The 23,684-nt window shown below is 72.6% G+C and carries 20 protein-coding genes; 2 read left to right on the forward strand and 18 right to left on the reverse strand.

Annotated elements, in window-relative coordinates; translation table 11 throughout:
* Positions 1-2: 2 nt before the first annotated feature.
* The 17 genes from ACZ6CV_RS20535 to ACZ6CV_RS20615 form a co-directional block, all read right to left on the reverse strand.
* On the reverse strand, positions 3-1,235 hold the full coding sequence (locus tag ACZ6CV_RS20535; RefSeq protein ID WP_469252175.1) for an O-antigen ligase domain-containing protein: 1,233 nt from the start codon (positions 1,233-1,235) through the stop codon (positions 3-5).
* A 1-nt stretch (position 1,236) separates the two neighbouring features.
* The gene (locus ACZ6CV_RS20540) at positions 1,237-2,754 is read right to left on the reverse strand and encodes a right-handed parallel beta-helix repeat-containing protein (RefSeq protein ID WP_469252459.1); all 1,518 of its coding nucleotides are present in this window, start codon (positions 2,752-2,754) and stop codon (positions 1,237-1,239) included.
* Between the two features lie 15 nt (positions 2,755-2,769).
* Positions 2,770-4,752 (reverse strand): heparinase II/III family protein, encoded by a 1,983-nt coding sequence (locus ACZ6CV_RS20545; RefSeq protein WP_469252176.1) that lies wholly within the window; start codon positions 4,750-4,752, stop codon positions 2,770-2,772.
* Positions 4,749-6,956 carry a bi-domain-containing oxidoreductase gene (locus tag ACZ6CV_RS20550; RefSeq protein ID WP_469252177.1) on the reverse strand — a complete coding sequence of 736 codons (2,208 nt, stop codon included), beginning with the start codon at positions 6,954-6,956 and terminating at the stop codon, positions 4,749-4,751. The genes ACZ6CV_RS20545 and ACZ6CV_RS20550 overlap by 4 nt, the downstream gene beginning before the upstream one ends.
* 27 nt (positions 6,957-6,983) lie before the next feature.
* Positions 6,984-8,909: an asparagine synthase (glutamine-hydrolyzing) gene (gene asnB, locus ACZ6CV_RS20555; RefSeq protein ID WP_469252178.1), complete on the reverse strand. Its 1,926-nt coding sequence runs from the start codon at positions 8,907-8,909 to the stop codon at positions 6,984-6,986.
* Between the two features lie 3 nt (positions 8,910-8,912).
* Positions 8,913-10,436, reverse strand: a complete 1,524-nt coding sequence (locus tag ACZ6CV_RS20560; RefSeq protein WP_469252179.1) for a Wzz/FepE/Etk N-terminal domain-containing protein — start codon at positions 10,434-10,436, stop codon at positions 8,913-8,915.
* Positions 10,433-11,800 carry a YveK family protein gene (locus tag ACZ6CV_RS20565; RefSeq protein WP_469252180.1) on the reverse strand — a complete coding sequence of 456 codons (1,368 nt, stop codon included), beginning with the start codon at positions 11,798-11,800 and terminating at the stop codon, positions 10,433-10,435. Before ACZ6CV_RS20565 ends, ACZ6CV_RS20560 begins: the two co-directional genes overlap by 4 nt.
* Positions 11,797-13,086 carry a glycosyltransferase family 4 protein gene (locus ACZ6CV_RS20570; RefSeq protein WP_469252181.1) on the reverse strand — a complete coding sequence of 430 codons (1,290 nt, stop codon included), beginning with the start codon at positions 13,084-13,086 and terminating at the stop codon, positions 11,797-11,799. Before ACZ6CV_RS20570 ends, ACZ6CV_RS20565 begins: the two co-directional genes overlap by 4 nt.
* Positions 13,076-14,401 (reverse strand): nucleotide sugar dehydrogenase, encoded by a 1,326-nt coding sequence (locus ACZ6CV_RS20575; protein ID WP_469252182.1) that lies wholly within the window; start codon positions 14,399-14,401, stop codon positions 13,076-13,078. Before ACZ6CV_RS20575 ends, ACZ6CV_RS20570 begins: the two co-directional genes overlap by 11 nt.
* Before the next feature lie 91 nt (positions 14,402-14,492).
* Positions 14,493-15,971: a sugar transferase gene (locus tag ACZ6CV_RS20580; protein ID WP_469252183.1), complete on the reverse strand. Its 1,479-nt coding sequence runs from the start codon at positions 15,969-15,971 to the stop codon at positions 14,493-14,495.
* Positions 15,972-16,438: 467 nt separating this feature from the next.
* The gene (locus tag ACZ6CV_RS20585; RefSeq protein WP_469252184.1) at positions 16,439-16,642 is read right to left on the reverse strand and encodes a DUF397 domain-containing protein; all 204 of its coding nucleotides are present in this window, start codon (positions 16,640-16,642) and stop codon (positions 16,439-16,441) included.
* A complete protein-coding gene (locus ACZ6CV_RS20590; protein WP_469252185.1) occupies positions 16,639-17,526 on the reverse strand; it encodes a helix-turn-helix domain-containing protein in 888 nt (295 codons plus the stop codon). Before ACZ6CV_RS20590 ends, ACZ6CV_RS20585 begins: the two co-directional genes overlap by 4 nt.
* 128 nt (positions 17,527-17,654) lie before the next feature.
* Positions 17,655-18,056 carry a response regulator gene (locus ACZ6CV_RS20595; RefSeq protein ID WP_362375670.1) on the reverse strand — a complete coding sequence of 134 codons (402 nt, stop codon included), beginning with the start codon at positions 18,054-18,056 and terminating at the stop codon, positions 17,655-17,657.
* Positions 18,053-19,192, reverse strand: a complete 1,140-nt coding sequence (locus ACZ6CV_RS20600; RefSeq protein WP_469252186.1) for a PAS domain-containing sensor histidine kinase — start codon at positions 19,190-19,192, stop codon at positions 18,053-18,055. The genes ACZ6CV_RS20595 and ACZ6CV_RS20600 overlap by 4 nt, the downstream gene beginning before the upstream one ends.
* Positions 19,189-19,845 (reverse strand): response regulator transcription factor, encoded by a 657-nt coding sequence (locus ACZ6CV_RS20605; protein WP_469252187.1) that lies wholly within the window; start codon positions 19,843-19,845, stop codon positions 19,189-19,191. The genes ACZ6CV_RS20600 and ACZ6CV_RS20605 overlap by 4 nt, the downstream gene beginning before the upstream one ends.
* A 32-nt stretch (positions 19,846-19,877) precedes the next feature.
* Entirely contained in the window at positions 19,878-20,243 is a 366-nt protein-coding gene (locus tag ACZ6CV_RS20610; RefSeq protein WP_469252188.1) for an STAS domain-containing protein, read from the reverse strand.
* A 203-nt stretch (positions 20,244-20,446) separates the two neighbouring features.
* Positions 20,447-20,698: a DUF3253 domain-containing protein gene (locus ACZ6CV_RS20615; protein WP_469252460.1), complete on the reverse strand. Its 252-nt coding sequence runs from the start codon at positions 20,696-20,698 to the stop codon at positions 20,447-20,449.
* Between the two features lie 279 nt (positions 20,699-20,977).
* On the opposite strand from ACZ6CV_RS20615, the gene ACZ6CV_RS20620 reads away from it, so the two are divergent.
* Together ACZ6CV_RS20620 and ACZ6CV_RS20625 are read left to right on the forward strand one after the other, a co-directional pair.
* Positions 20,978-21,616, forward strand: coding sequence for a HEAT repeat domain-containing protein (locus ACZ6CV_RS20620; protein WP_469252189.1), 639 nt, complete (start codon positions 20,978-20,980; stop codon positions 21,614-21,616).
* A complete protein-coding gene (locus tag ACZ6CV_RS20625; RefSeq protein WP_469252190.1) occupies positions 21,610-22,653 on the forward strand; it encodes a HEAT repeat domain-containing protein in 1,044 nt (347 codons plus the stop codon). The genes ACZ6CV_RS20620 and ACZ6CV_RS20625 overlap by 7 nt, the downstream gene beginning before the upstream one ends.
* Before the next feature lie 8 nt (positions 22,654-22,661).
* Here the strand turns inward: ACZ6CV_RS20625 and ACZ6CV_RS20630 are convergent, their stop codons facing one another.
* Positions 22,662-23,609, reverse strand: coding sequence for a restriction endonuclease (locus ACZ6CV_RS20630; RefSeq protein ID WP_469252191.1), 948 nt, complete (start codon positions 23,607-23,609; stop codon positions 22,662-22,664).
* Between the last annotated feature and the right edge of the window lie 75 nt (positions 23,610-23,684).

A 23,684-nucleotide genomic window follows, 5' to 3' on the forward strand; every position in this document is an offset into this window, starting at 1 on the left:
GGTCAGATCACCTCCGATCCGCGCGCCCAGCGCGGGACACGTCGTCGGGAGGCCGCGGGCGCCGGGAGCGGCGGGGCCGCGGCGGGCGCCGCCAACAGCGAGGCGGCCACGGCCAGATGGAGCAGATACGGCGAGGCGTCGCCGAGACCGGCCTCGGTGTACGAGGCGATGGCGCAGTAGCTGATCAGGAAGATGGCGCAGGCCCGCTGCAGCGACGGCGGCCGCAGCAGCGCGACACCGCCGAGCACGAGGATGATCACCGCCACGATGGCCGTGCCGGTCAGGCCCTGCTCCTGGTAGACGGCCAGCCAGCTGTTGTCGATCGGCAGGCCGCCGAACGACTTGTCGCCGAGGCCCATCCCGAACAGCTGCTCCGAGGTGGAGCGGGGGGCCGCGAGGAGGGCGTCCCAGACCTTGGCCCGGCCGGTGAGGTTGGAGAAGTTCTCCTCGGTCTGGCCGCGCAGGAACCACGCCTGGAGCGCGGAGCTGAACGCCACCGCGGCCACCGTGGCGGTCAGCACCGCCCAGGTGAAGAACCGGCGGGCGGCGGAGCTGGTCAGCAGCAGCGAGCAGATCGCGAGGGCGAGCCCGATGAACAGGCCGAGCGTGGCCGTCCGGGTGTGGGTCAGCGCGAGCAGCACGAAGGACGGCACGACGACCAGCGCGGCACTGGTCCGGTCGGTCCTGCGGCCCAGGAGCAGCAGCACGGTGAGTCCGATGATGACCGCGGCGTACTGCCCGATCTGCGGCGGCGTGAGCGGCCACAGCGCGCCGACGAGACGCCCGCCGTAGAGGTCGGGCAGGGCGGCGCCCGGCGAGATGACCAGACCGGCGGCAACCGACCCGAGGACCACGAAGTACATCCGGATGTGGTGTCTGACGAAGCTCAGCCCCCCGTCCCACCAGCGGCTGAGCAGCCACAGGGTGGCGACGAAGAGCGCCAGCCTGCCGCAGCGGAACAGCGCGCCGAAGCCGGAGTCCGGGTTCACGCTGGAGATCAGGCTCGGCACGAGCAGCAGGGTGAGCAGGAAGACGTACGCGCCCGGCCGGATGCGCAGCGTGAGGTTGACCGCGAGCGCCAGCGCGAACGCCAGGACCAGCGCGCCCATGGTGGCCATCTGGATGAGGGAGCGGGGCAGCGGGACGATGGTCTCCGCCCCGGCGGAGCCGAGCGTGTTGAGGACCAGCAGTCCCCAGGCGACGGCGACCGTCCGCGACGTGTGGTCCGCGGGCATCTCAGTCACCTGCCCGGGTACGCAGGGTGCTGCGGTCGTCCTGCCGGTACGGGGCGGCCTGCCACTGCCCGAAGTCGAGGACCCGGCTCGGGTCGTGGGCCACGAACTTCCACGGTCCGACGTAGGTGTTGTGGCGCCAGCGGTTGTGCTGCTTGCCGGTGATCGACTCGGCCACCCGCTCGCCCATGTAGGGCGACCAGTCCGGATAGGTGCCGTAGTTGGCGAGGACCGCCATCCGGTCGCACTTGGTCGTGCACTCGACGACGGCCTTGTCCAGGACGAAGCGGTTGTCGTGGATGTCGACCCGCTGGGTCTTCCAGCGGCAGTCCGCGTAGAGCGGTTCCTTGGTGATGCCCGGCCGCGCGCACCGCTCGGTGTCCTTGACCAGCAGCGTGCAGTTGCCGGACGAGGTGTTGGCCGGGCTGTTGCAGAACCGGTCGGCGTTCTCCCACAGGGTGATCCCGGACCAGTTGTCCTCCAGGACGTTCCGGTCGATCTCGATCTCGTCCGTACGCGCCTTCACGCGCGGCTCGCCGCCCGACTCCGAGATGTAGACGGTCGCGAGCGGGAAGGAGTCGCCGCGGTCGGCGTACCGGCGCCCCTCGACCCAGTTGTTCCGCCGGATCGTGTTCTTCCGGATGACCGCGTTGTAGCTGGTCTCGTAGATCAGCGCCGCCCCGTCGTTCTTCTCCAGGACGTTGCCCTCGATGCGGAAGTCGTTGTTGTTGGTGTCCGCCCACAGCCCGGTGCCGCGGTTGTCGTGCACCCAGTTGCCACGCACGTCGGCTCCGTCGACCGCCCAGAACTTGACGCCTCCGGTGCAGCCGCAGCCCTTGCGCTTCCGTTCCCAGTCGCCGGTGTTGTTGCCGACGATCTCGTTGCCCTCGACGACCAGGCCGCTGATCCGGCCCTTGGCCTTGTACGCGTTCATGCCGTACTGGCCGTTCTCGCGCAGGCAGTTGGCGCGGACCCGCTGGCGTGCGCCGGCCATCAGACCGGCACCGGTGTTGTGCTGGATCGTCGCGTGCTCGATCACCCAGCCGTCGGCCGAGTCGTGGTTGACCACGCCCTCGTCGGGCGGCGCCACGAAACGCTGCACGGTCAGATGGCCGACGGTGACGTCGCGGGCGGAGCCGCCGAACGCGTACTGGTTGCGCTTGTTGCCGTCGAGCACCGCGCCCGGCGCGCCCAGATAGCGGTTGCCCTTCTTCGGGATGACCTGGGCGAACCGGTCGGACGCGAGGCGGTGCTTGCCCGGCCGCAGCCAGAACGTGGTGTGCGGCGGGCTCTTCTTGGTCTTGGCGACCAGGTCGCCCACCTTCGCGGGGTCGACCGTGACCGCGCCCGCCGGTGCCTTCGCGGGGCCGGGTTCGGGCTTGGCGCACACCCGGGCCACGGGGGTGGCGGGTGCGACGGCCGCGGGCTTCGCCCGGGGCGCGGGCGCGTCGTCACAGCCGGCCGCCGTCAGCAGGACCACCACCAGCGGTGCCGCCGACCACACCCCGAGCCGCCTCTTCATCACCACGTGGCCTCCCTAACCCCGGAACGTGAGGACGGTGGTGAACTCCCGCACGCCGTCGCCGGAACCGGCCGCCGCGGAGGCGGTGCCGATCAGCGTGGTGGCGGGTTCCTTGCGTCCGAAGCCGGGGGAGTACCAGCCAAGCGGCGGCTCGCTCTCGCCGCGGTGCGCCCGCCAGGAGAGCTCCCCGGGCAGGTCGAGCACCGCGGAGCGGTCCTCGCCGTCGCGGGTCCAGGTCAGCACGGCCCGGCTGTCCACCAGGTCCACGGCGACGGCCGGGCCGAGGTGGAAGGCGAGGCGCACGCTCCGGCGCGGGCCGCGCACCTCGTCGATCACCTTCAACTCCCGGCGTGCTGCCGTGAGTTCGACCTTACGGCGGTGGGTGGCGTCCTGATAGCCGTCGTGCTCGGCGCACCAGCGGGCCGTCGCCCCGTCGGACCCGGCGCCGGTCTCCGCGATCAGCACGCGGCTGCGGGCGTGCCGGGTCCACAGGAACGGGCCGCCGGACACCGACTGGTCGGCGCCGTCCAGCTGCAGCGTGTTGTGGCCGAGCGTCGACCGGAAGTACTGCCGCCACTCGGGCTGGCCGTGGTAGCAGAACGTCCCCGGGTCGGCGAGCACATCGACCCCGTCGTGCCGCACCTCCACGGAGAGCGCGTCCGCGTGGGCGTGCGCGGCGATGGACAGGAAGCCGTGCGGACCGCCGTCGCAGCGGCACCAGATCTCCTCCGGGCCGCGCAGGATCGTCATGCCCGCATCCGCGAAGTGGCTCGGCCTGCTCTCCGGCCGGGCCACGGCCTGCGCGGTCCCCGGCTGCCCGTACGGCCGCAGGAGCGCGGCGAGCAGCGGCGTGCGCACATCGGTGCCGGTCACCTTCGGCCACCAGTCGAGCCGCCCGAACACGGCGTCCCCGGTGGCGAGCAGCGAGCCCCAGCGGTCGGTGCCCGCGCCGTCCACGACCAGACCGTGACCGTCGTCCGCGTCGCCCTGGCGCGGCGGCCGCAGCCGGTTGTCGACGACGGCCGCGAGCGCGTCGGTCATCCGCAGCAGCACCGGCCGGACCGTCGCCGGGACCGGCACGCCGGCCGCGTCCGCCTCGGCGACCGCGGCGAGCCCCAGTTCGAGCACCAGGCCGTGGTACTCGGTGGCCAGCTCGCGGTTGAGACCGGAGACGTAGGTGTTGGCGCGCAGATGGCGCTCCAGCGAGCGCAGCGCGTCCTCCCGCCACCGCGCGGACTCCGGGAACCACCCGAAGGCGCAGGCGGCGGCCAACTGCCCGGCGGCCTCCGCGATGACGTGGTTGTTCGCCGACGACCCCCGGCTGGGGAAGGCGGCCAGCCAGCGCTGGTGGTGCCAGATCTGGTGCAGCGCCGCCGGGTCGTCCTCGAACAGGCCCCGCGCGCCGGACCACCCGTCGAGCAGCCGGCGCACCCACACCCAGGAGAGCAGCCGGACGCCCAGCTCGATGCCGCTGATCCAATGCACGCCGCGCAGCGGCGGATTGCCCGCCCACCAGGACCGCAGGTGCGCGGCCACGCGTTCGGCGTACCGCTCGTCGCCGGTGACCGCGTAGGCCGCGGCGAGCACGGTCAGGTACTGGTGCCGGGAGAGCTCCCAGATCTGCTTGACGTCGCCGACCGCGTCCTCGTCCCGGTACGGCACGTCGAAGGCGTAGTCCCACGGGGCGCGCCGGCCGGTCTTCGGGTCGGACCACCAGTCCGGGTCCGCCAGGTCGTCGCGGTCCACCCCGAAGTACGTGACGTGCCCGGCCATCAGCCGGTCCGCCTCGGCGACCAGGCGCTTCGCCGCGTCCGGCGGTATCGCGGCGATCGCCTCCGCGGGCAGCGCCGCGGTGAAGCGGGCGCCGGACACGGGCGGGCAGTGCGGCCGCTCCGAGCGCCACCGCTGTCTGCGCACCGCGTCGCCCACCCGGCCGCCGACCTCCCGCGGCTCCATCCGGGACAGCCGCCGCAGGTACCAGCCCGCGCTCAGCGTCATCGCTCTCCCGCCAGCGTCACCGGCGCGCCGCCGGCCAGGGCGGTCCGCACGGCGAGGGTGGCCGCCGTGGTGGCGACCAGCGACTCCAGCGGCACCGGCATCGGCCCGCCCGAGCGCACGGCCCGTACGAACGCGGCCAGTTCTGCGGACTGGCCCTTGTCCCTGGCCTTGGGCAGCCGTGAACTGACCCACTTCTTCTGGCCGTGGACCGAGGCGCGCACGAAGTCGTCGAGGCGCAGGGCGCGGCCGTCCGCGACCAGGTCGAGGGTCTCCTTGGGGAAGCTCGACGGGCCGGTGGTGACGTAGCTGATGGTGGCCGTCGACCCGTCGGGGTAGCGCAGGACGACCTGGAGGTCCTCGTGGCCCGAGGTGGCGACCGCGTACACCGAGACCGGGTCGGCCCCGAGCAGCCAGCTCGCCGTGTCGATGAAGTGCCCGCCCTCTCCGGCGAACCGCGAGCCCTCGGTGCCCTGCTGGAGGTACCAGCTGCCGTGCTGCAGCCGGCCCGCGTTGACCAGATAGCGCAGGTGGGCCGGGCCGCTGCGGGCGCCGAACCGCTGCTTGGCCTCGCGCAGCAGCGGCGAGAAGCGGCGGTTGAAGCCCACCTGCAGCCGGTCGTTGCCGGACTCCTCCACCGTCGCGACCACGCTCGCCAGCTCGTCCTCGGTGAGTGCGAGCGGCTTCTCCACGAACACGGCCTTGCCGGCCAGGAGCGCCTTGCGGGTCAGCTCGGCGTGCGAGCTGTGCCGGGTGACCACGAACACCGCGTCGACGGACTTGTCGCCGAGGACGGCGTCGAGATCGGTGGTCGCCTCGGCGAAGCCGAACTTGCGTCGGGCGTTGGCCGCGGAGAGCGCGGTCGTGGTGACGACGGTGGACAGCTCGACGCCCTCGCGCCCCTGCAGGTGCGGGAGCAGCATCGACGTCGCGTAGTTCCCGGCGCCGACGAACGCGAGGCGCACGGGCGTCTTGGACGCCCGGACCGGGGCGGGCGCGCCGCCAATGCTCCGCTTCACGGCGGGCACGGTCACCGAGGGCGCCGCCTCGCCCTCTTCCGTCAACTCGCCGGAGTCTGCCGCTGGTTCGGGGTAGCGGAACAGCACCGCCACGGCCTTCAGGTCGCCGTCCTTCAGGCGCTGGTACGTCTCGACGGCGTCCGCGAAGTCGGCCGTGTGGGAGACCAGGGGCTCCACGTCGACGCGGCCCCGGGCGACGAGGTCGAGGAAGCACGCGAGGTTGCGGCGCTCGGTCCAGCGCACATAGCCGATCGGGTAGTCGCGCCCCTCCAGTTCGTACGCCGGGTCGTAGCGCCCGGGGCCGTAACTGCGGGAGAACCGTACGTCGAGCTCCTTCTCGTAGTACGCGTTCCACGGCAGGTCGAGCCGGCACTTGCCGATGTCGACCACCCGGCCCCGGTCCCGGCAGAGCCGGGCGGCCAGCTCGACGGGCTGGTTGCTGCCGCCGCCCGCGGCCAGATACACCTGGTCCACGCCGTGCCCGTCGGTGAGTTCGGCGACGGCGTTCTCCACCGCGGAGGACTCGGGGTCGCCGCAGGCCGCAGCGCCGAGCCGCTCGGCGAGCTCGCAGCGCACCGGGTCGGGGTCGACGCCCACCACGCGGGCCCCGGAGGCGGCCAGGAGCTGCACCACCAGCTGGCCGATCAGCCCGAGGCCGATGACCAGCGCCACGTCGCCGAGCTGGGGCTCGCCGCGGCGGACGCCCTGCATCGCGATCGACCCGACGGTGCCGAAGGCGGCATGCCGGGCGGCGAGGCCGTCCGGCACCGGGGCGTAGAGGTTCTGCGGCACCCAGTTCACCTCGGCGTGCAGCGCGTGCTCGTTGCCCGCGCAGGCCACCAGGTCACCGACGGACACGTCGTCGATCCCGGCGCCGACCTGCTCGACCACCCCGCACAGCGAGTAGCCCAGCGGCGTGTACGAGTCCAGCTTGCCCATCACCTTGCGATAGGTGGCGGGCACCCCGTTGGTGGCCACGCTCTGCATGACCTTGGCCACCTGGTCGGGGCGTGAGCGGGCCTTGCCGACCATCGACATGCCGGCCTCGGAGACCTTCATGAGCTCGGTCCCGGTGGAGATCAGCGAGAAGGCGCTGCGGACCAGCACACCGCCCGCCTTGCACCCGGGGACCGGCACGTCGAGGACCGCCAGCTCGCCGCTCTTGTAGTTCTGAACAACCTGCTTCACCCGTACTCCTCTGAATTCCTAAGCCGTTTACCGAGTGCTCCGGTCGGACCCAGAGGTCGCGCCGCGATACCAGTACTCGAGGGTCAGCACATGCCACAGATGTTTGGAGAAGTCCCGCTGTCCGGCGGCGTCCTCGGCGACCATGCGCGCCAGCGCGTCGCGGCGCAGGATCCCCGAGGTGACAAGGACCCCGTCGTTCACCACCTCGCGCACGAGGGGCGCCAGGTCCCGGCTCATCCAGGCCCGCAGCGGGGCGCTGAACAGCCCCTTGGGCCGGTACACGATCTCCCGGGGCAGGGTCGAGGTGGCCGCCTCCTTGAGGACGGCCTTGCCCTGCCGTCCGACGATCTTGCGGCTGCCGGGCACCGCGAACGCCGCCTTGACCACCTCGACGTCCACGTACGGCACCCGCACCTCGGTCGACGCGGCCATGCTGGAGCGGTCCGTGTAGGCGAGGTTCAGGCCCGGCAGGAACATCCGGGCGTCGGCCAGGCACATCCGGTTGACGAAGTCGTCGAGGTCGTTGTCCGCGTAGACGTCCGCGTGCTCGGTCAGCACGTCGTCGACCGTCCCGGCGAGGTCCGGATCGACCAGGGCGAGCAGCTCCTCCTGGTCGTACATGGTGTAGCTGCGCCGGAACGCGGTCTCCTCCGGCAGATCGGCGAAGGAGAGGAACCGCTTGGCGAACCGCACCGACCGGTACCCCCGCCGGGCCGTGGCGACCGGCAGCCGGTCCACGGCACCCGACACCGCGCGCCGCAGCGGCCGCGGGACGCGCTGGTAGCGCAGCGCGAGCGTGTTGGCCAGGTGCTTGCGGTACCCGGCGAACAGCTCGTCGGCGCCCATCCCGGAGAGCATCACCTTGACGCCCGCCTCCCGGGCCGCCGAGCAGATCAGATACGTGTTGATCGCGGCGGGGTCGCCGATCGGCTCGTCCAGGTGGTACGTCATCTCCGGCAGCAGGTCGAGGACGTTCGGCGCGATCTCGATCTCGTGCAGGTCGACGCCGTACCGCGCGGCCACCTGCCGGGCGTAGCGCAGGTCGTCCGGCATCGCCTCGAACTTGGCGTCCTCCGCGCGGAATCCGATCGTGTACGCGGAGATGCCGGGCTGGTGGCGGGCGGCCAGGGCGGTCAGATAGCTGGAGTCGAGACCGCCGGAGAGGAACGTCGCCACGGGCACGTCGGAGAGCATGTGCCGGCGCGTCGACTCCGCGACGACGGCGGCGATGTCCGGCAACTGCCCCGACCGGGCCCGTTCCTGGCCCTCCGCGGCGACGTCCTTCAGGTTCCAGAACCGCCCCCGGTCGACCCGGCCGTCGGGTCGGCACCGCAGCCAGCTCCCCGGCGGCAGCTTCTCCGCCTCGCGGTACGCGCAGCGCGAGTCCGGGACCCAGTAGTACAGCAGCGACGCCACCAGCGCCCCGGGATCCACGTCGAGGGAGCCGCCGGTCGCGGCGGCCAGCGCCTTGAGCTCGGAGGCGAACACCAGGCCGGGGCCGCGGCGCAGCAGGAACAGCGGCTTGATGCCGAGCTGGTCGCGGGCGAGCACCAGCTCGCCGGTGCGCTCGTCGAAGACCCCGAACGCGAACATGCCGCGCAGCCGGGGCAGACAGTCCGTGCCCCAGCGCCGCCACGCCTCCAGGACCACCTCGGTGTCGGAGGTGCCGCGAAAGCGCACCCCCGCGGAGGCCAACTCGGCACGCAGTTCGGGCGCGTTGTACAGCTCGCCGTTGTACGTGAGGGCCAGGCCGTCACAGACCATCGGCTGGGCGCCGGTCTCGGACAGGTCGATGATGGCCAGCCGGCGGTGGCCGAGCTGGACGTCGCCGTCACCGGCGGGGTGGCTGTACCGGCCCGCCCCGTCCGGGCCGCGATGGGCGAGGGTTTCGGTCAGCCGGTCGGTCACGGCCTTTCCGTCCGGCCACCGGTACGTGCCTGCGATGCCACACATGTGCTACCTCGCCTCCTTGTCACTGTCGGGAACGCGTACTGCTCTCGATGAACGCTCGGTGCGCGCGCGGCCCCGCACGCTCTCCCGGGCCAGCCGCTCGCCGTGGCCGCGCAGCGCGATGTGCAGCCCGTCCCAGAGCGTGCCGTCGGTCCGGTCGCGCGGGTCGGGGTCGACAAGGACCACGCCGAGGACCGGGATGTTCTGGTCCGCGAGCTGCCGCGCCACGGTGTGCAACCAGCCCGCGCTGCCGTGTCCCGCGCGCACCACGAGCACGGTCTGGCCGCCGAGGTACTGCAGGTCGGTCCAGGCGGTGCCGGGCGCGACCGAGCCGACGCCGATCCTGCGCACCTGGCGCGGCAGGGCGGCGGCCTGCTCGCCGGTGACCACGTCCGGGTCGCCGGGGCCCCGGCGGGCCTCGGCGAGGTGCGGGCCCGGCAGGCCGTCGACGAGGGCCACCGGGCCGTCCGCCGCCAGGGCCGCGGCGACGTTCCGGGCGAGCACGCTCGTGCTGCGCGCGCATCCCAGTTCGAGCAGCGACACGGGCTCGGATGCGCCGCGCACGGTGCGGGCCAGCGTCGTGGTGACCCGCTCGTGGGCCGCCCGGGTCCTGCGCAGCCGCCAGGGCCAGGAGAAGCGCCGGGGCAGGCCGCGCAGCTCCGCGACGACCGAGGCGCCGAGGTTCGCCGCGATCTCCCGGCGCAGCACGGGGCGGTCCGCCACCACCGAGCCGACCGCGGCCACCGCGAGCCCGAGGAAGAGCCCGAGGAAGAACCCGATCCCGGCGTTGGTGAGGGCCGACTTCGGCAGGGAGTGATGCACGGCGCGCGGGGCGTCCACGATCTGGGTGCCCGCGACGAGCTTGGGCGTGCCGATGCGCGCCTCCTCGGCGCGCTGGTCGAAGTCGGCGATGCGCGAGTTCAGTTCGGCGCGCCGGGCGTAGAGCGACTCGATGCTCGCCGAGCCCTGCGGGTCGCTCTCCGGCGAGCGGGTCCCGATCGAGTCGTTGATCTGCCCGAGCTCCTTGCGCATCCGGTCGCGCTGCGCGATGAGCGCCTTGGCCTCGGCCTTGGCGCTCTCCCGCATCCGCCGTACGTGGTCGGCGACGAACGCGTCGGCCAGCGCCTTCACCCGGGCCACCGCGTCCGCGTCGCTCGCACCCGTCACGTCGATCTGCAGCAGGTTGTTGGTGACGCCGGTCCCTCGGTAGTCCGCCATGAAGTCCTCGGGCTTCTCGGTGGACTTGAGCGCCTGCAGGGCCTTGCCGGCGATGCGGGTGGTGCCGAGCAGTTCGACGTCGGTGCGGATCAGCGTGCCGGTGTCGTTGGGCTGGTCGTCCTGGTGGGTGACGAGCACCTTGGTCGTCGCGGCGGGCGGCGGCGGGCGCAGTACGGCGAGCGCGGCACCGGCGAGCAGCCCGAGCAGCGCCAGGGCGCACCAGAAGCGGCGGCGCCTGCGCACGGCGACCACCAGCGCGTGCAGGTCGAAGAGGGGAGAGGACCCCGTATCCGATGTCCTGTCCGTCGTCACACCGCACCTCCTCGCGCGTCGTCCCCCACGGCGACCGCCCGCGCGTGAGGGGGCCGGGGGAGGTCGGCGGCCCGTTCCGAGCGGGCGGCCCGGACCGGGTCGGCGACGACGACGCCCACGACCTCGTGTCTGCCGTCCGCGCACGCCTCGGCGACGCCGGCGAGCTCGCCCGCGCTCCAGCAGCCCGCGCTGAGCACGACGAGGGCGCCGGACTCGGTGCCGCGGTCCGGCACCAGCGGCCGGGTCACCGAGACCTCCACCACGCGCAGCAGCGGATCGTTCCCGGCCTCGGCGGCTAGCTGCCCGGCGGCCCGCAGGGCGATCTCGTCGCCCTCCGGTACGACGGCCAGAATCCGTCGGGGGGAGGGGAGTTGGTTGCGCAGGCGGGCGCACACCCGCCGGTACCGGGTCTGCCGTCCCGCCGCGCCGGCGGACGGCCGCGGGGCCGGCAGGTCCCACCGGACGTCGGCGCCGAGGAGTCGGCGCAGCCAGCGCGGGCCGCGGCCCCGTGAGCGGGGCAGGCCGCGCTCACCGGGCACGTCGACGGTGCCGATCAGCGTGGAGCCGAGCGCCGCGCTGATCTCCGCCTCGGTGCGCAGACCGCGGTGGGTCCGGGCAGTGGCGAGGTGGCCGATGACGGCGAACAGGAAGAACAACACCGCACCGGCGACGGTGAGTTGTGTCCGCGTCGGCGGCGCCTCGCCGCTGGGCCGGGCGGCCGGGCCCATGACGACCATGTTGGCCTTGTTGGTCGCCGGGTCCGCGTCGTCCAGCTTCTTCATGGCCTGCTGCAGCGCGGTGCGCAGCTTCTCCAGCTCGGTGCGGGCCTGCACGCTCTCCACGGTCCGCCCCGGGTCGGCCGAGTCGGCCAGGTCGGAGATGCGGCGGTTGGTCGTCGCCACCCGCTCGCGCAGCGCCTCGGGCCCCTCCTCCTCGTCGGCGTTGGTGCCGTCGCCCGCGATCCGCGCGGCGAAGGTGACGAACTCCTGCGCCACCTGGTCGGAGAGGCGCTGGGCGCGCCCCGGCGTCTCGGCCGTACCGGAGATCTTGATGATGTTCCCGTCGGCCGCCTTGGCGCTCACCTGGTCGCCCAGGTCACCGGCGCCGACGCCGTCCCATTCGAGGGCGGCGGCCGCGCGGTCGACCACCGCCGAACTGGACGCGATCTCCGCCTGGGTCAGCAGCTCGCGCTCCTCCCACTGACCGGCCAGCAGGACCGAGGTCGACGTCGTGTAGGTCGGCGGGAACAGCAGTGAGGCGCCGTAGCCGACCAGGGCGCCCAGAACGGCGGCGACGACGAGGAGCCGCCAGCGCCGCCGGAAGATCCGCCCGATGGTGACCAGGCGTATGACGTCCTCACTCAACTGCGCTGCCTCTTCCCTGTACGGACTCGGGGGGCCGCCGACACCGGGGCGCGGCCCCGGGTGGCGGCGGCGTAGGCGTCGAGCAGCGAGCGCTGGGAGTTCCGCCAGGAGAGCTGTCCGCCGATCCGCTCCTGGCCGAGCTTGCCCATCTCGGCCCGCTGCTCCGGGTCGTCCAGGAGCAGCGCGACGAGCCGGGCGAACTCCGCCTCGTCGTTGGCGGGCGCGTAGAGCGCCGCGTCACCCGCGGAGACCCGCGCCTCCCGCAGGTCGAACGAGACGATCGGGCGGCCCATCACCATGTATTCGAGGACCTTGTTCATGGTGGACACGTCGTTGAGCGGGTTGCGCGGGTCGGGGGAGAGGCACACGTCAGCGGTGGACAGATAGCGCGCCAGGTCGGCGTCCGGGATGCGCCCGGTGAACTGCACCTGCTCCGACAGGCCGAGCCGCTTCGACAGCTCCACCATCGCGTCGAAGGCGTCGCCCGCACCGACGAACACCGCGTGCCAGTCGGTCCGCCCGAGGTCGTCGCGCAGCTTGGCCAGCGCGCGCAGGGCGTAGTCGACGCCGTCCTGCGGGCCCATCACGCCGAGGTAGCACAGCAGATGGGGCTTGCCGCGCTTCAACTCCGGTTCGGCGGGCACCGGGTGGAAGCGGTCGGTGTCGGGCGCGCTGCGCACCACGAAGACGTCCTCCGGCCGCTGTCCGCCGCGGCGCACCGCGACGTCCCGGTAGCTCTCGTTGGTGGCGAGCACGACGTCGGCGGCCCGGTACGTCATCCGTTCCAGCGCGCACACGCCCCGGTAGAGCAGGTCCTTGCCCCGGTCGAACCGGGAGAGGTACAGCTCGGGCACCAGGTCGTGCTGGTCGAAGACGAACCGCGCGCCGCGCCGCTTCAGCCACAGCGCGGGCAGGAACAGCAGGTCGGGCGGGTTGCAGGCGTGGACGACGTCGACCGGTCCCACCGCGCGGGCCAGCCGGGCCGTGTGCCACAGCGCCGTGCCGTACTCGCGCAGATAGCCGGCCGGGCCTCCGGTGGCCGCGCGCAACGGGTAGCGGTGGATGCGCACCCCGTCGATCACGGCCTCCGCCTCCGTGTCCCGCTTGGTCCCGCGCGGGCAGATGACGTGCACCTCCCACCCGGCGTCGCGCAGCGTGGTGCACTCCTGCCACACCCTCCGGTCGAAGGGCACGGAGAGGTTCTCCACCAGGACCAGCGCGCGCCGGCCCGCACCGGCGGTCATGTCGTCGGCCGCCGCGTCGTCGGACGTCGTGTCACCAAGCAAGGCCCATGTACCCCGGTTCGGTCCGGCGCGCCTCGGCGTCGGGAAGGCGGATGAGGTCGACGATCACCGGCGCCGCGCCGTGCGGCAGTTTGGCCAGGACGGCCGGGTCGCTGCTGCCGACGAGGCACACCTCGGCGTGGTCGAGCACCTCGTCGACGGAGTCGGCGAGCAGCTGCGCGAGGTGCGGCAGCCGGGTCTCGATGTACTCGCGGTTGGCGCCCATGAGCCGCGAGAGGCTCACGTTGGCGTCGTAGATCCGCAGGTCGTACCCCTTGCCGAAGAGCCGCTCGGCCAGCTCGACGAGCGGGCTCTCGCGGAGGTCGTCGGTGCCGGGCTTGAAGGAGAGCCCGAAGAGCCCGACCCGCCGCTTGCCGGTGCGCTCGACGAGGTCCACCGCGCGCTGCAGGTGGTCGGCGTTGGAGGCGAGGACGTGGGACAGGATCGGCACCGAGACGTCGGCGCGCTGCGCCGCGTACACCAGGCTGCGCAGGTCCTTGGGCAGGCAGGAGCCGCCGAAGGCGAAGCCGGGCCGCAGATAGGCGGGGCTGATGTTGAGCTTGCGGTCGGCGAGGAACACGTCCATCACCTGGTGCGAGTCCACCCCGAGCGCCTGGCACACCGAGCCCAGCTCGTTGGCGAAGCCGATCTTGAGGCCGTGGAACGCGTTGTCCGCGTACTTGATCGCCTCGGCCGCCGGGACGGGCACCCGGAACACCTCGCCGGGCAGGCCGTCGTAGAGCGCGGCGACCACGTCGCCGCTGGCGGGGTCGAGTTCGCCGATGACGGTCTTCGGCGGGTCGAAGAAGTCCCGCACGCTGGTGCCCTCGCGCAGGAACTCCGGGTTGACCGCGACCCCGAAGTCCGTTCCGGCGGTGCCGCCGGCGTGCTTCTCCAGGATCGGCACCAGCAGGTTCAGGCAGGTGCCGGGGAGCATGGTGCTGCGGAAGACGACGGTGTGCCGGCCGCCCTCCGTGCCCCGCTCGGCCAGCGCGGCGCCGATCTGCTCGGTGACCCGCTCCAAGTAGGTGGTGCACAGGCTGCCGTTGGGCTCCGACGGGGTGCCCACACAGATCAGCGACACGTCGCTGTTGAGGACCGCGTCGCGGACGTCGCGGGTGGCGCGCAGCGCCCCGGACTCCACGACGCCGGCGACGAGTTCGCCGATCCGCTCCTCGACCACCGGCGCCTTGCCGGCGTTGACCAGGTCGACCTTGGCCTGGTTGACGTCGACCCCGATGACCTCGTGGCCCTGGCCCGCCAGGCACGCGGCCGACACGCAGCCCACGTATCCGAGCCCTAAGACGCTGACTCTCATGACGCTCTCCTCCCCCCAGGCAGGCCCTGGCGGCCTGCGCTTCCTGCGCCGACGAAGCGGCGCCCCCCGGATATCGGTGGCCTCCCGAACATCAGTAGGCCCCCTGGCCCTTGAGCACCGCGCGCAGCGTCTTCCACAAGATCACCGAGTCGAGCGCGAGCGACCAGTCCTCCACGTACCGCAGGTCGAGCCGGACCGCCTCCTCCCACGGCAGGTCGCTGCGTCCGCTGATCTGCCACAGGCCGGTGAGGCCGGGCTTGACGAGCAGCCGCCGGCGGATGTCCGGGCCGTACGCGGCGGACTCCTCCGGCAGCGGGGGCCGCGGGCCGACGAGCGACATCGACCCGGTGAGTACGTTGAACAGCTGCGGGAGCTCGTCGATCGAGTACCGGCGCAGCACCGTCCCCACCCGGGTCACCCGCGGGTCCCTGCGGAGCTTGAACAGCAGCCCGGCGCCTTCGTTGTGGTCGGCCAGCGCGGCACGTGCCGTGTGGGCGCCGGTGACCATGGTGCGGAACTTGAAGATGGTGAACTCGCAGCCGTCCTTGCCGACCCGGCGCTGGCGGTAGAGCGCTCCGCCGCGGCTGTCCGCCATGACGAGCAGCGCGACGACCACCATGAGCGGCGCGAAGAGCAGCAGCAGGAGCGCGGCGCCCAGCCGGTCGACGACCCCTTTCACCACCCGGCGCCCGCCGGAGAAGGTGGGCATGCTGACCCGCAGCAGCGGGATCCCGAGCACCGCGTCGACGTGCAGCCGCGGCCCCGCCACCTCCATCAGGACGGGGGCGACGACCATCTCGGCGTCGCTGCCCTCCAGGTTCCAGGCCAGCCGCTGCAGCCGGTCCGGTGACCAGTGCGGATCCGGGGTGACCGCGACGACCCGGTACCCGTCGCTGCGCACGTGGCCCGCGACGTCCGCCAGCCGCCCGACGACCGGCACGCCGTCCACATGGTCGCTGTCGATGCCGTGGTCGTCCGGCGTGCACACCGCCTCCACGCGCCAGCCCAGGTGCGGGAACTTGCGGGTCCGCATGATCAGGTCCCGTACGGTGGCCGGGCTTCCGGCGGCGAGCACCGGGCGCAGACACCGCCCCTCTTTGCGCTGTTTGTGCAGCCAGAGCCGGAGCAGATACCGCTCGGTCATGGTGACGAGCGCGATGGCCGGCAGGGCGACGAATATCCAGAGCTTGATGTTGCGGGAGGCGAGCGCGATCCCGCCGAGCGACAGCACGACCGCCGCCGTGAACAGCGAGCGTCCGAGCCTGCGGAACTCCTCCGCGCCCTGCCCGAGCACGGCCGGCGCCCACGCCTTGCTCATCGCGAGCGCCACCAGCACCAGCAGTTCGGTGCCGAAGGCGAGAATCCTCCACTTCTCGTGCCAGTTGGCGGCGTCCCTGACTCCGAAGAACCCGCCGATCGACGCCACGACGAAGGCGGTGGCGACCGTATCGCTGGTGATCACGATGCGGCGGTACCGCTGCTCCCACTCCATGGCGGGCCGGCTGATGGCCCCGTTCGTCAGACGCCCCCGCGCCGACGGAAACGGGTTGACTAATTCCCCCTGCTGCACAGGACCCCCCAGGTCTGCAGTGGTTCGTGTTCAACTCGCACTGGTGCCCCGGAAGGCACCCCAGCCTCCCGCTCCGCGCTGTTCTTCCCCCCGCGGAAGGCTCAGCCTTCCGCGCATGACATGCCGGTCCCTGCCGCGTCGGTGGATGTGATTCACGCAGGCGACAGCGAACGCGCAGTCCCTGCCGGCTTTGTGCGCACACGGGAACCCGTCTCAACCTCGGGTGCTCCCCACACCCAAGGACCCCTCTCGGGTTCCAGGAACCGGTCGCTTCAGTTCTGAACCTCTGAAGCACGGTCAATCTAGACCATCGAGCCCGCTATGGAGAGGGGATGTGTGGAATTTGTGCCCAAGCTTGCCGACCGGCCGCTGGAAAGGCTTATTCGCGTCGCTTGGCGACAAATGGAGGGCCCCGCAACGGAGTTGAAACCGGCGGGGCCCTCGGGGTTGTGACGGGTGGGACGGGGTCAGTCCCGTGTCGCGTACGAGAGGAAGCGGAGCCATGCCTCGGGCGTGACGGCGAACCGCGGACTGCGCGGCAGCTTCGAGTCCCGCACGTGCACCGCCCCGTCGGACGTCGTGGCCGCTCCGGACAGCGCCACCTCGACACAGCTGTCACCTTCGGAGCCGCTGTAACTGCTCTTGAACCAGGCCAGTTCGGACGTGCTCATAGCGCTCCTCGCATCCGCTTCAGCAGGCCCAGCGAGTGTTCGGGGGTCAGGGCCTGTGAGCGCATCTTGGCATAGCGCTGTTGGAGCACGCTGATCTCTTTCGGGTCGCTGATCAGCCGTCCGTTCTTCTGCCCCTCCGAGTATCCGAACCACCGGTGGTCCGGCGTCTCCGCCAACTGGAGCGGACCGTCCAGGCCCGCGTGCTTCGGCTGGCGCAGCGGCATCAGCTGGAACTCCACGTTCCAGTGCCGGTCGATCACGCCGAGCAGATGGTCGTAGAGCTCCCGCGTCACCTCCTCGCCGCCCGTGTGCCGTTCGAGCACCGCCTGTTCCACGATGAAGCTGAAGGAGGTCGGCGGCCTGCGGTTCGTGGCCAGCAGGTCCTGGCGCGCGAGCCGCGCGGCGATGCGCTCGCTCAACTGCGCCTCGTCCGGCAGCGGCGGCACGCTGAACGACACCGCTCGCGCGTACGCCTCCGTCTGCAACAGGCCCGGCACCACCCGGCATTCGTACGTGTTCAGGCTCACCGCGTCCGCCTCGAACTGCGCCCACCGGCGGAACCAGCTCGCGAGACCCGGCTGCCGGGACAGATGCCGCGCCGCGCCCCGCAGCGCCCCGAACCCGTCGAGGACCTCCTCGGCCCGCTCCACGAAGTCCGGCTGGGGGAAACGGCGGCCCTGCTCGATCTTGGCGACCGTCTGCACCGAGTACGGGACCCGTTCGGCGAACTCCTCCTGGGTCAGACGCGCCCGCTTGCGGAACGCCTTGAGGACCTCGCCGAACGTCCTGAGGCTGTCCGACACCTCCGGCTCGCTCCCGCCGGACGAACCACCCGTACCACCCCGGCCGTCCGTGCCGTCCGTGCCGTCCGTACCGTCCGCCATGCGAGGACACCTCCCGTACGCCTGCCCCGCGGCCCACTCCCGACCCGGCCATGGTTACGTTCCGTTGCGGGGCTGTCCACCCTCCGTACTCGTACTCCGTCACGGAGTACCAGTCGCCGGCCTGGTGGCTACGCGGCCTCCGCCGCCCGGCGCAGGGCGGCGAGGAGGGCGCGGTTGCCCGTGCCCTTGAGCACGTACTCGCGGGCGCCCGCGCTCGTCATCTGCTCCACGGAGGTCTTGTCGTCGTAGGCCGAGAACACCACGACGCGGCTGGCCGGCGAGCACTTCGCGATGCCCCGCGCGACGGAGGGGCCGCCGCCGGGGAAGCGGACGTCCAGGACGACGAGGTCCGGCCGGTGCAGCGCCGCGAGCCGGAGCGCCTGCTCCCCGTCGCGCGCGGTGCCCACGACCGCCATGTCGGGCTGGGCCCGCACGACTTCGTCCAGTGTCTCCAGGAGCAGTGCGTTGTCGTCGCACAGGAGTACCGAGAAGGGTGAACGGGGGGAGCCGTCCTCGGCCGCAGCGGTCACGGCTCGTCGCTCTTCGGTTCCGGTCCGGGAGCCGGTGCCTCGGCGGGTAGCGGGTTCGGCACCCAGAACTCGACGGTCGTCCCCGTACCGGGGCGGCTGTGCATGGACCACCATCCTCCTGCCGTCTCGGCCCGCTCCCGCATCTCGATCACCCCGAAGTGGTCACGGGCACCGTCCTGCGACACCGGGGTGCCGGTTCCGTCGTCCACGACCCGCGTCACGATGCCTCCGTCGGCCGACGCGACCCGCACGTCGACCCGGTTGGCGCGCGCGTGCTTGTGTACGTTCAGCAATGCTTCCTGGACGATACGGAAAATGGTGATGGCTGTCTCGGGGGTCGGCTCGCGCTCCAGTTCGTGCGCCAGCGAGTAGGCCATCCCCCAGGAGGATCCCACCATGTCCTCCAGGTGGCTGGCGAGCCCCTCGACCAAGCCGTGCCGGTCGATGCCGGGCGGGTGCAGCCGGAAGGTCAGAGTCCGCAGGCGGCCGATCGCCTCGCGCACCGACGCGTCGAGCCGCTGGAGTTCGGCCGCGTACGCCTCCGGCACCCGGTCCGCGAGGAGTTCCAGCCGCATCCCGACGGCGACCATCGCCTGGATCGAGTCGTCGTGGACGTCCCAGGCGATGCGGCGCCGCTCCGTCTCCTGCGCCTGGACCAGGTGGTCGAAGAGCCGCCGGCGCTCACTGAGGGCGTGCTGTGCGGCCCGCCGCTCGGACATGTCGCGGGTGACCTTGCCGAACCCCTGCAGCACGCCCTGGTCGTTCCACAGGGCGGTGATGACGACGTTCGCCCAGAACCGGGAGCCGTCCTTGCGGACGCGCCACCCCTCGTCCTCGAGGCGGCCGTCGGCCACGGCCGTCTCCAGCTCCCACTGCGGCTTGCCCGAGGCCTGGTCCTCCGGCGGGTAGAAGACGGAGAAGTGCTGTCCGACGATGTCCTCGGCGCGGTACCCCTTGATCCGCTCCGCGCCGGCGTTCCAGCTGATGATGTGGCCCTGCGGGTCGAGCATGAAGATGCCGTAGTCGAGGACGCCCTGGACCAGCAGCGTGAAGGCGGCCTCCGACATCGGCGCCGCCCGCCTCTGTCGACCCTGCTGCTGTTCCTCCCGCTGCTGTTCGCCCTCCTCCCGCGTCACGTGAGGAGCCCTTCGCGGCGCGCGATCGTCACGGCCTCCAGCTGGGAACGCGCGCCCAGCTTCTCCAGCACCCGCTGGACGTGATTGCGCCCGGTGTTGAGGGCGACCCCGAGCTGCTCGCTGATCTCCGCGGTGGTGCGCCCTTCGCCGAGGAGGTGGAGGACCTCGCGCTCCCGCGGGGTGAGGTTGGCGCCGACCCCCGCGGTCCTGCCGCTCAGCCGCTCCAGCACGTCGCCCAGCAGACCGGGGCTGAACACCACCTCGCCGGCCGCCACCCGGCGTACGGCGTCCTCCAGTTCGTGCAGTCCGCGGGCCTTCAGGATCAGTCCGGCGCCGCCCGTCTCCGCCACGCGCGCGGCCACCGATCCGTTGCCCTCGCCGGTCAGGATCAGCACGCGCACGTCCGGTATCAGGGCCAGCAGATCGGCGATGGCGGTGACCCCGTCACCGTCCGGCAGGCGGCGGTCCATCAGGACGACGTCCGGCGCACACCGCCGCGCCGTGTTCAGGGCCCCGGCCACCGACGGCGCACGCCCCACGACCCGTAGATCGGGTGACCGCTCCAGGGCCAGGCAGATCGCCTCGGCCACCATGTCGTGGTCCTCCACCAGCAGGACCTTGACCGGACGGTGGTGGGCAGACGGCGCAGGCATGGGGACATCCTCGCAGGTGGCGGACCGCACGATCATGCCAGTTGGTCCCGGAGCGGCGACTCGGCGGCCGCTGCGGGGGCGGTCTCCCCGAGAAACAGGGACTCGGCCCCGATCAGGGCGAGCAGCCGCGACAACTGCTCGCCGACCCCTTCGACGCGGAGGCCCACACCCGCCCAGAGCACCGAATTCCGGGCCACCAGCAAGGAGTTCAGGCCGGCGCAGTCACAGAAGGAGACACCGGTCAGATCGAGGTCGAGGCTGGTCGGGCGCTTCACCAGACAGGCCGCGACGGCGTCGCGGACGTAGGGCGCGGCGTCCAGGTCGAGTTCGCCGACGAGCGTCACCCGGGCGGCGCCCGCGTGGACGTCCGCCCGCGACGTGAACGGATGAACGGTCACAGTGTCCCGCACCTCTCCGTGCTCACGCGCGGCATGTGCCGACGCTGGTGGGCCTTTGGAGCGCTTCCTGGGGGGAAGGTCCGTGTGGTCGGCCACGACATCGCTACCTCATAGTGCGAGGGCATCAGTTGAGCTCTAGTGAATCTGCACTAGTCGTGGAAGTCAACACGCGCCTACGGAGGTTGCCGCGCCGCCGCGGTCCGTCAGCGGGCGCGGCGGATGCGGAGGGGGCCGCGGGCCTGCGCGGCGTCGACGGGCTTGCCGCCCTGGGTGATCTCCACCTCACCCGCGTCGACCAGGCGCCGAGCCGCCCGGCGGGCGGGTTCCATGAGCGCGCGCCAGCCGTCGTCGTCTGCGGTGTGGACGGCGCGCGCGGCGTCCGAGGGGCAGATGGAGGAGGTCGGGTCACGGCGTGCCAGGAGGTCCAGGATGGCGCGCTCCAGGCGGCGGTCGATGGTGGTGTGGTCGTCGTGGTCCGGCCCGTTCCGCGACCCGCTCTGCCGTTCGTTCTCCGTCACGCGGTCAGTGTCGCACCGGTGACCGCTGGTCGCGCGGTGGCCGGGTACGCCCGGTGCGGTCCCGCGCCTTCGAACGGTCACACGCCACCTGGCCTGCGCATTTGCCTGCTTCTCCGACCCCGGGCTTGACCTTGACACGGTGTTAAGGTCTCCCCTTGGGCGCAGGAGGTGGTCCCGATCAACGACTCGAACCAGGTGACCCCGCAACACGCCCGCGTGATCAACGCCTTGGGCGCCGACGACTCGTCCGTGCGGCTGCAGGCGGCCCTGGCGGTGGGCTCGCGCCCCGACCCCGTGTTCCTGGAGGCGCTCGTCGAGCGGTGCGCGGTCGAGCCGGACTTCTTCGTACGGGACATGCTGTCCTGGGCGCTGACCCGTCTCCCGGCGGAGAACGCCCTGCCCCGGATCCGCCGGGAGCTGGCCGCGGAACGCCCGCAGGCGCGCGGACAGGCGCTGCACACGCTCTCGAAGATCGGCGACGCCAGGGCGTGGCCCTGGATCACCGGCGACCTGCTGAGCGACCCCGACGACGAGGTGGCACGGACCGCGTGGCGCGTGGCGGTCGCCCTGGCGCCGCGGGACGAGGCGGAGAGGCACGCCCTGGCCGAGGACCTGTCCCGGCAACTGGCCCGAGGCGGCCACGAGGTACGCCGCAGCCTGAGCCGCGCGTTCGTCGACCTGGGAGAGGCGGCCCACCCCGTACTGGAGAGGTCCGCGACGTCGCCCGACCCGGAGGTGGCCGCCCACGCCCACGCGACGGAATTGCTCCTGCGGGACCCGGAGAGGGATTTCGACGCGGCGGTCGAGGAGGCGAAGCGACAGGTGGTGCTGGGTTCGGGGGCCGGGGGTTGTTGATCGGGGAGGTGGCGCGGCGGTCCGGCGTGAGTGCCCGGATGCTTCGGCATTACGACGCGCTCGGTCTGGTGCGGCCCACGGGCCGTACCGTCGGCGGCTACCGCGAGTACTCCGCCGCGGACATCCGCAGGATCTTCCACGTGGAGAGCCTGCGGTCCCTCGGGCTCTCGCTCAAGCAGATCGGGCGCGCGCTCGAGGACCCGGACTTCACGCCCTCCGCCCTGGTCGGCGACCTCATCGAGTGGGCCGAGGACCGCCTGGCGCGGGAGCGGGAACTGCTCGCGCGGCTCCGCGCGATCGACGCCTCCGCGCCCGCGGGCTGGCAGGACGTCCTGCGCGTGGTGGAGCTGATGCGGGAGCTCGACTCGGCCGGCGCCGCACGCCGGCAGCAGGCGGTCCTGGCCCATCCTGCGGACGCGCCGGCCCCCGCCGAGGTGCTGGCCGGCGCGGTCCTCGCCGAGGCCGACCCGTACGTGGCGGGCGCGCTGCGCTGGGCGCTCGCCCGCGCGGGGGACGACGGGGTGGCGGCGCTGGCCGCCGGCGCGCACGACCCGGACGTCGACGTCCGGCGGCGCGCGATGCTGGCGCTCGCCGGGATGCCGGGGGCCCCGGGCGCCACCGCGGTGCTCACGGCGGCGCTCGGCGACGCCGACACGACGGTGCGCCGGCAGGCCGCGCTGGCCCTGGGCCGGCACGGCACCGCCGCGACCGCACCGGCCGCCGTACCGGTCCTCGTCGACATGGTGGTCGAGGGCGCGAACGACGTGGACGCGGCGGAGGTGCTCGGCGCGCTGTCCGGCGACCCGGAGTGCGCGCACCGCATCACGGCCGCCCTCGCCGAGGAGCTGGCCGCGCCGTCCGCGGACTCCGCGACCCGGATCCGCCTCACCCAGGCGCTGGTGGAGGTCGGAGGAGCGGCGGCCCGCGAGACCCTCCGGGGCCTGACCGACGACCCCGACCCGGCCGTGGCCCTGGTCGCCACCGCCCTGCTCGGAGTGCTCCCGGACGACACCCCGCCGCAGGGCCCGAGCGCCTGACGGACGGCTCAGGCCTCGACCGGCACCAGTTCCCAGGGGTTCGGGCCGGTGCCGTCGCACCACGCCTGAAGCTCCGCGCCGTTCACGCAGACTATGCCGCACTGCTCCGCGTACTCCAGGGCGGGCGCGGTGAAGTCGCTCGTCGTCACGAGCGCCGCGACGTCCGCCTCGTGGACGGTGAAACACGTGCCCCCGAAGCGCTGCAGGTCCTGGGAGCCGACCTTGTGGTCCGCGCCGTACCGCTTGCACTGGATGACGACCCTGCGGCCGTCCGGGGCCACCGCCAGGACGTCCGCGCCCAAGTCGCAGGCGCCGCCCACGACTTCGGCGTCCTGGCAGGCGTCACGGGCGCACAGGTCGGCTATGGCCTGCTCGAAGGCGTCGGGGTCGAGGGCGGCGTAGTCGACCGGCGCGTCGAGCACGACGGTCGTCGCGGCCTCCACGTCGTCGTCCAGGACGAGCGTCTCGGAGGCCGACTCGGTCACCGTGTACGTGGTCTCGGCCACGTAGGTCTCGGCCATGTCCGTCCGGTCCACGTACGTCTCGTCCACGTACGTCTGGTCCACGTACGTCTCGTCCCGCGGCCCCCACCCGCCGGCCCCGCGCAGGTCGGCAACCCCGGCGACGGCGGGTGCCGGCCCCGCGGGCGCGGTGGCGTCGAGGCTCGCCGAGGCCCGCTCGGCCGCCTCCTCCAGGACCTCGGCCGCGCGCCGCGCATACCGCGCCGCGGAGAAACGGCGCCACCGGGCCCGTCCCAGATAGGCGGCCGCGAGACCCACGACGACGAGCGATCCGACCCACAGCGGACGGGTCTGCGCCATCTGCGCGGCGGTCCTGACCAGGAACACCGTGCCGCACAGGGCGACGGCGACGAGGACGAAGAACAGGGCGGTCGTACGGAGATCGAAGCGCCGCTCACGATCCCTGCGGCGAACCGGGCGCGAGGGCACGGTCATTCCCTCCCTCAATGGTGGACGACAACCAAGATCACGCATCCCCGGGTGCCCAAGATCGGCAACGCTAAAAGGGAT

The organism is Streptomyces sp. NPDC041713, from assembly GCF_055591085.1.

Bases quoted from the DNA above. Each gene is read 5' to 3' on its own strand.
- ACZ6CV_RS20590 (WP_469252185.1), bottom strand. From the start codon at position 17,526: ATGGCGGACGGTACGGACGGCACGGACGGCACGGACGGCCGGGGTGGT.
- ACZ6CV_RS20585 (WP_469252184.1), bottom strand. From the start codon at position 16,642: ATGAGCACGTCCGAACTGGCCTGGTTCAAGAGCAGTTACAGCGGCTCC.
- ACZ6CV_RS20540 (WP_469252459.1), bottom strand. From the start codon at position 2,754: ATGAAGAGGCGGCTCGGGGTGTGGTCGGCGGCACCGCTGGTGGTGGTC.
- ACZ6CV_RS20605 (WP_469252187.1), bottom strand. From the start codon at position 19,845: ATGCCTGCGCCGTCTGCCCACCACCGTCCGGTCAAGGTCCTGCTGGTG.
- asnB (WP_469252178.1), bottom strand. From the start codon at position 8,909: ATGTGTGGCATCGCAGGCACGTACCGGTGGCCGGACGGAAAGGCCGTG.
- ACZ6CV_RS20535 (WP_469252175.1), bottom strand. From the start codon at position 1,235: ATGCCCGCGGACCACACGTCGCGGACGGTCGCCGTCGCCTGGGGACTG.
- ACZ6CV_RS20575 (WP_469252182.1), bottom strand. From the start codon at position 14,401: ATGAGAGTCAGCGTCTTAGGGCTCGGATACGTGGGCTGCGTGTCGGCC.
- ACZ6CV_RS20545 (WP_469252176.1), bottom strand. From the start codon at position 4,752: ATGACGCTGAGCGCGGGCTGGTACCTGCGGCGGCTGTCCCGGATGGAG.
- ACZ6CV_RS20630 (WP_469252191.1), bottom strand. From the start codon at position 23,609: ATGACCGTGCCCTCGCGCCCGGTTCGCCGCAGGGATCGTGAGCGGCGC.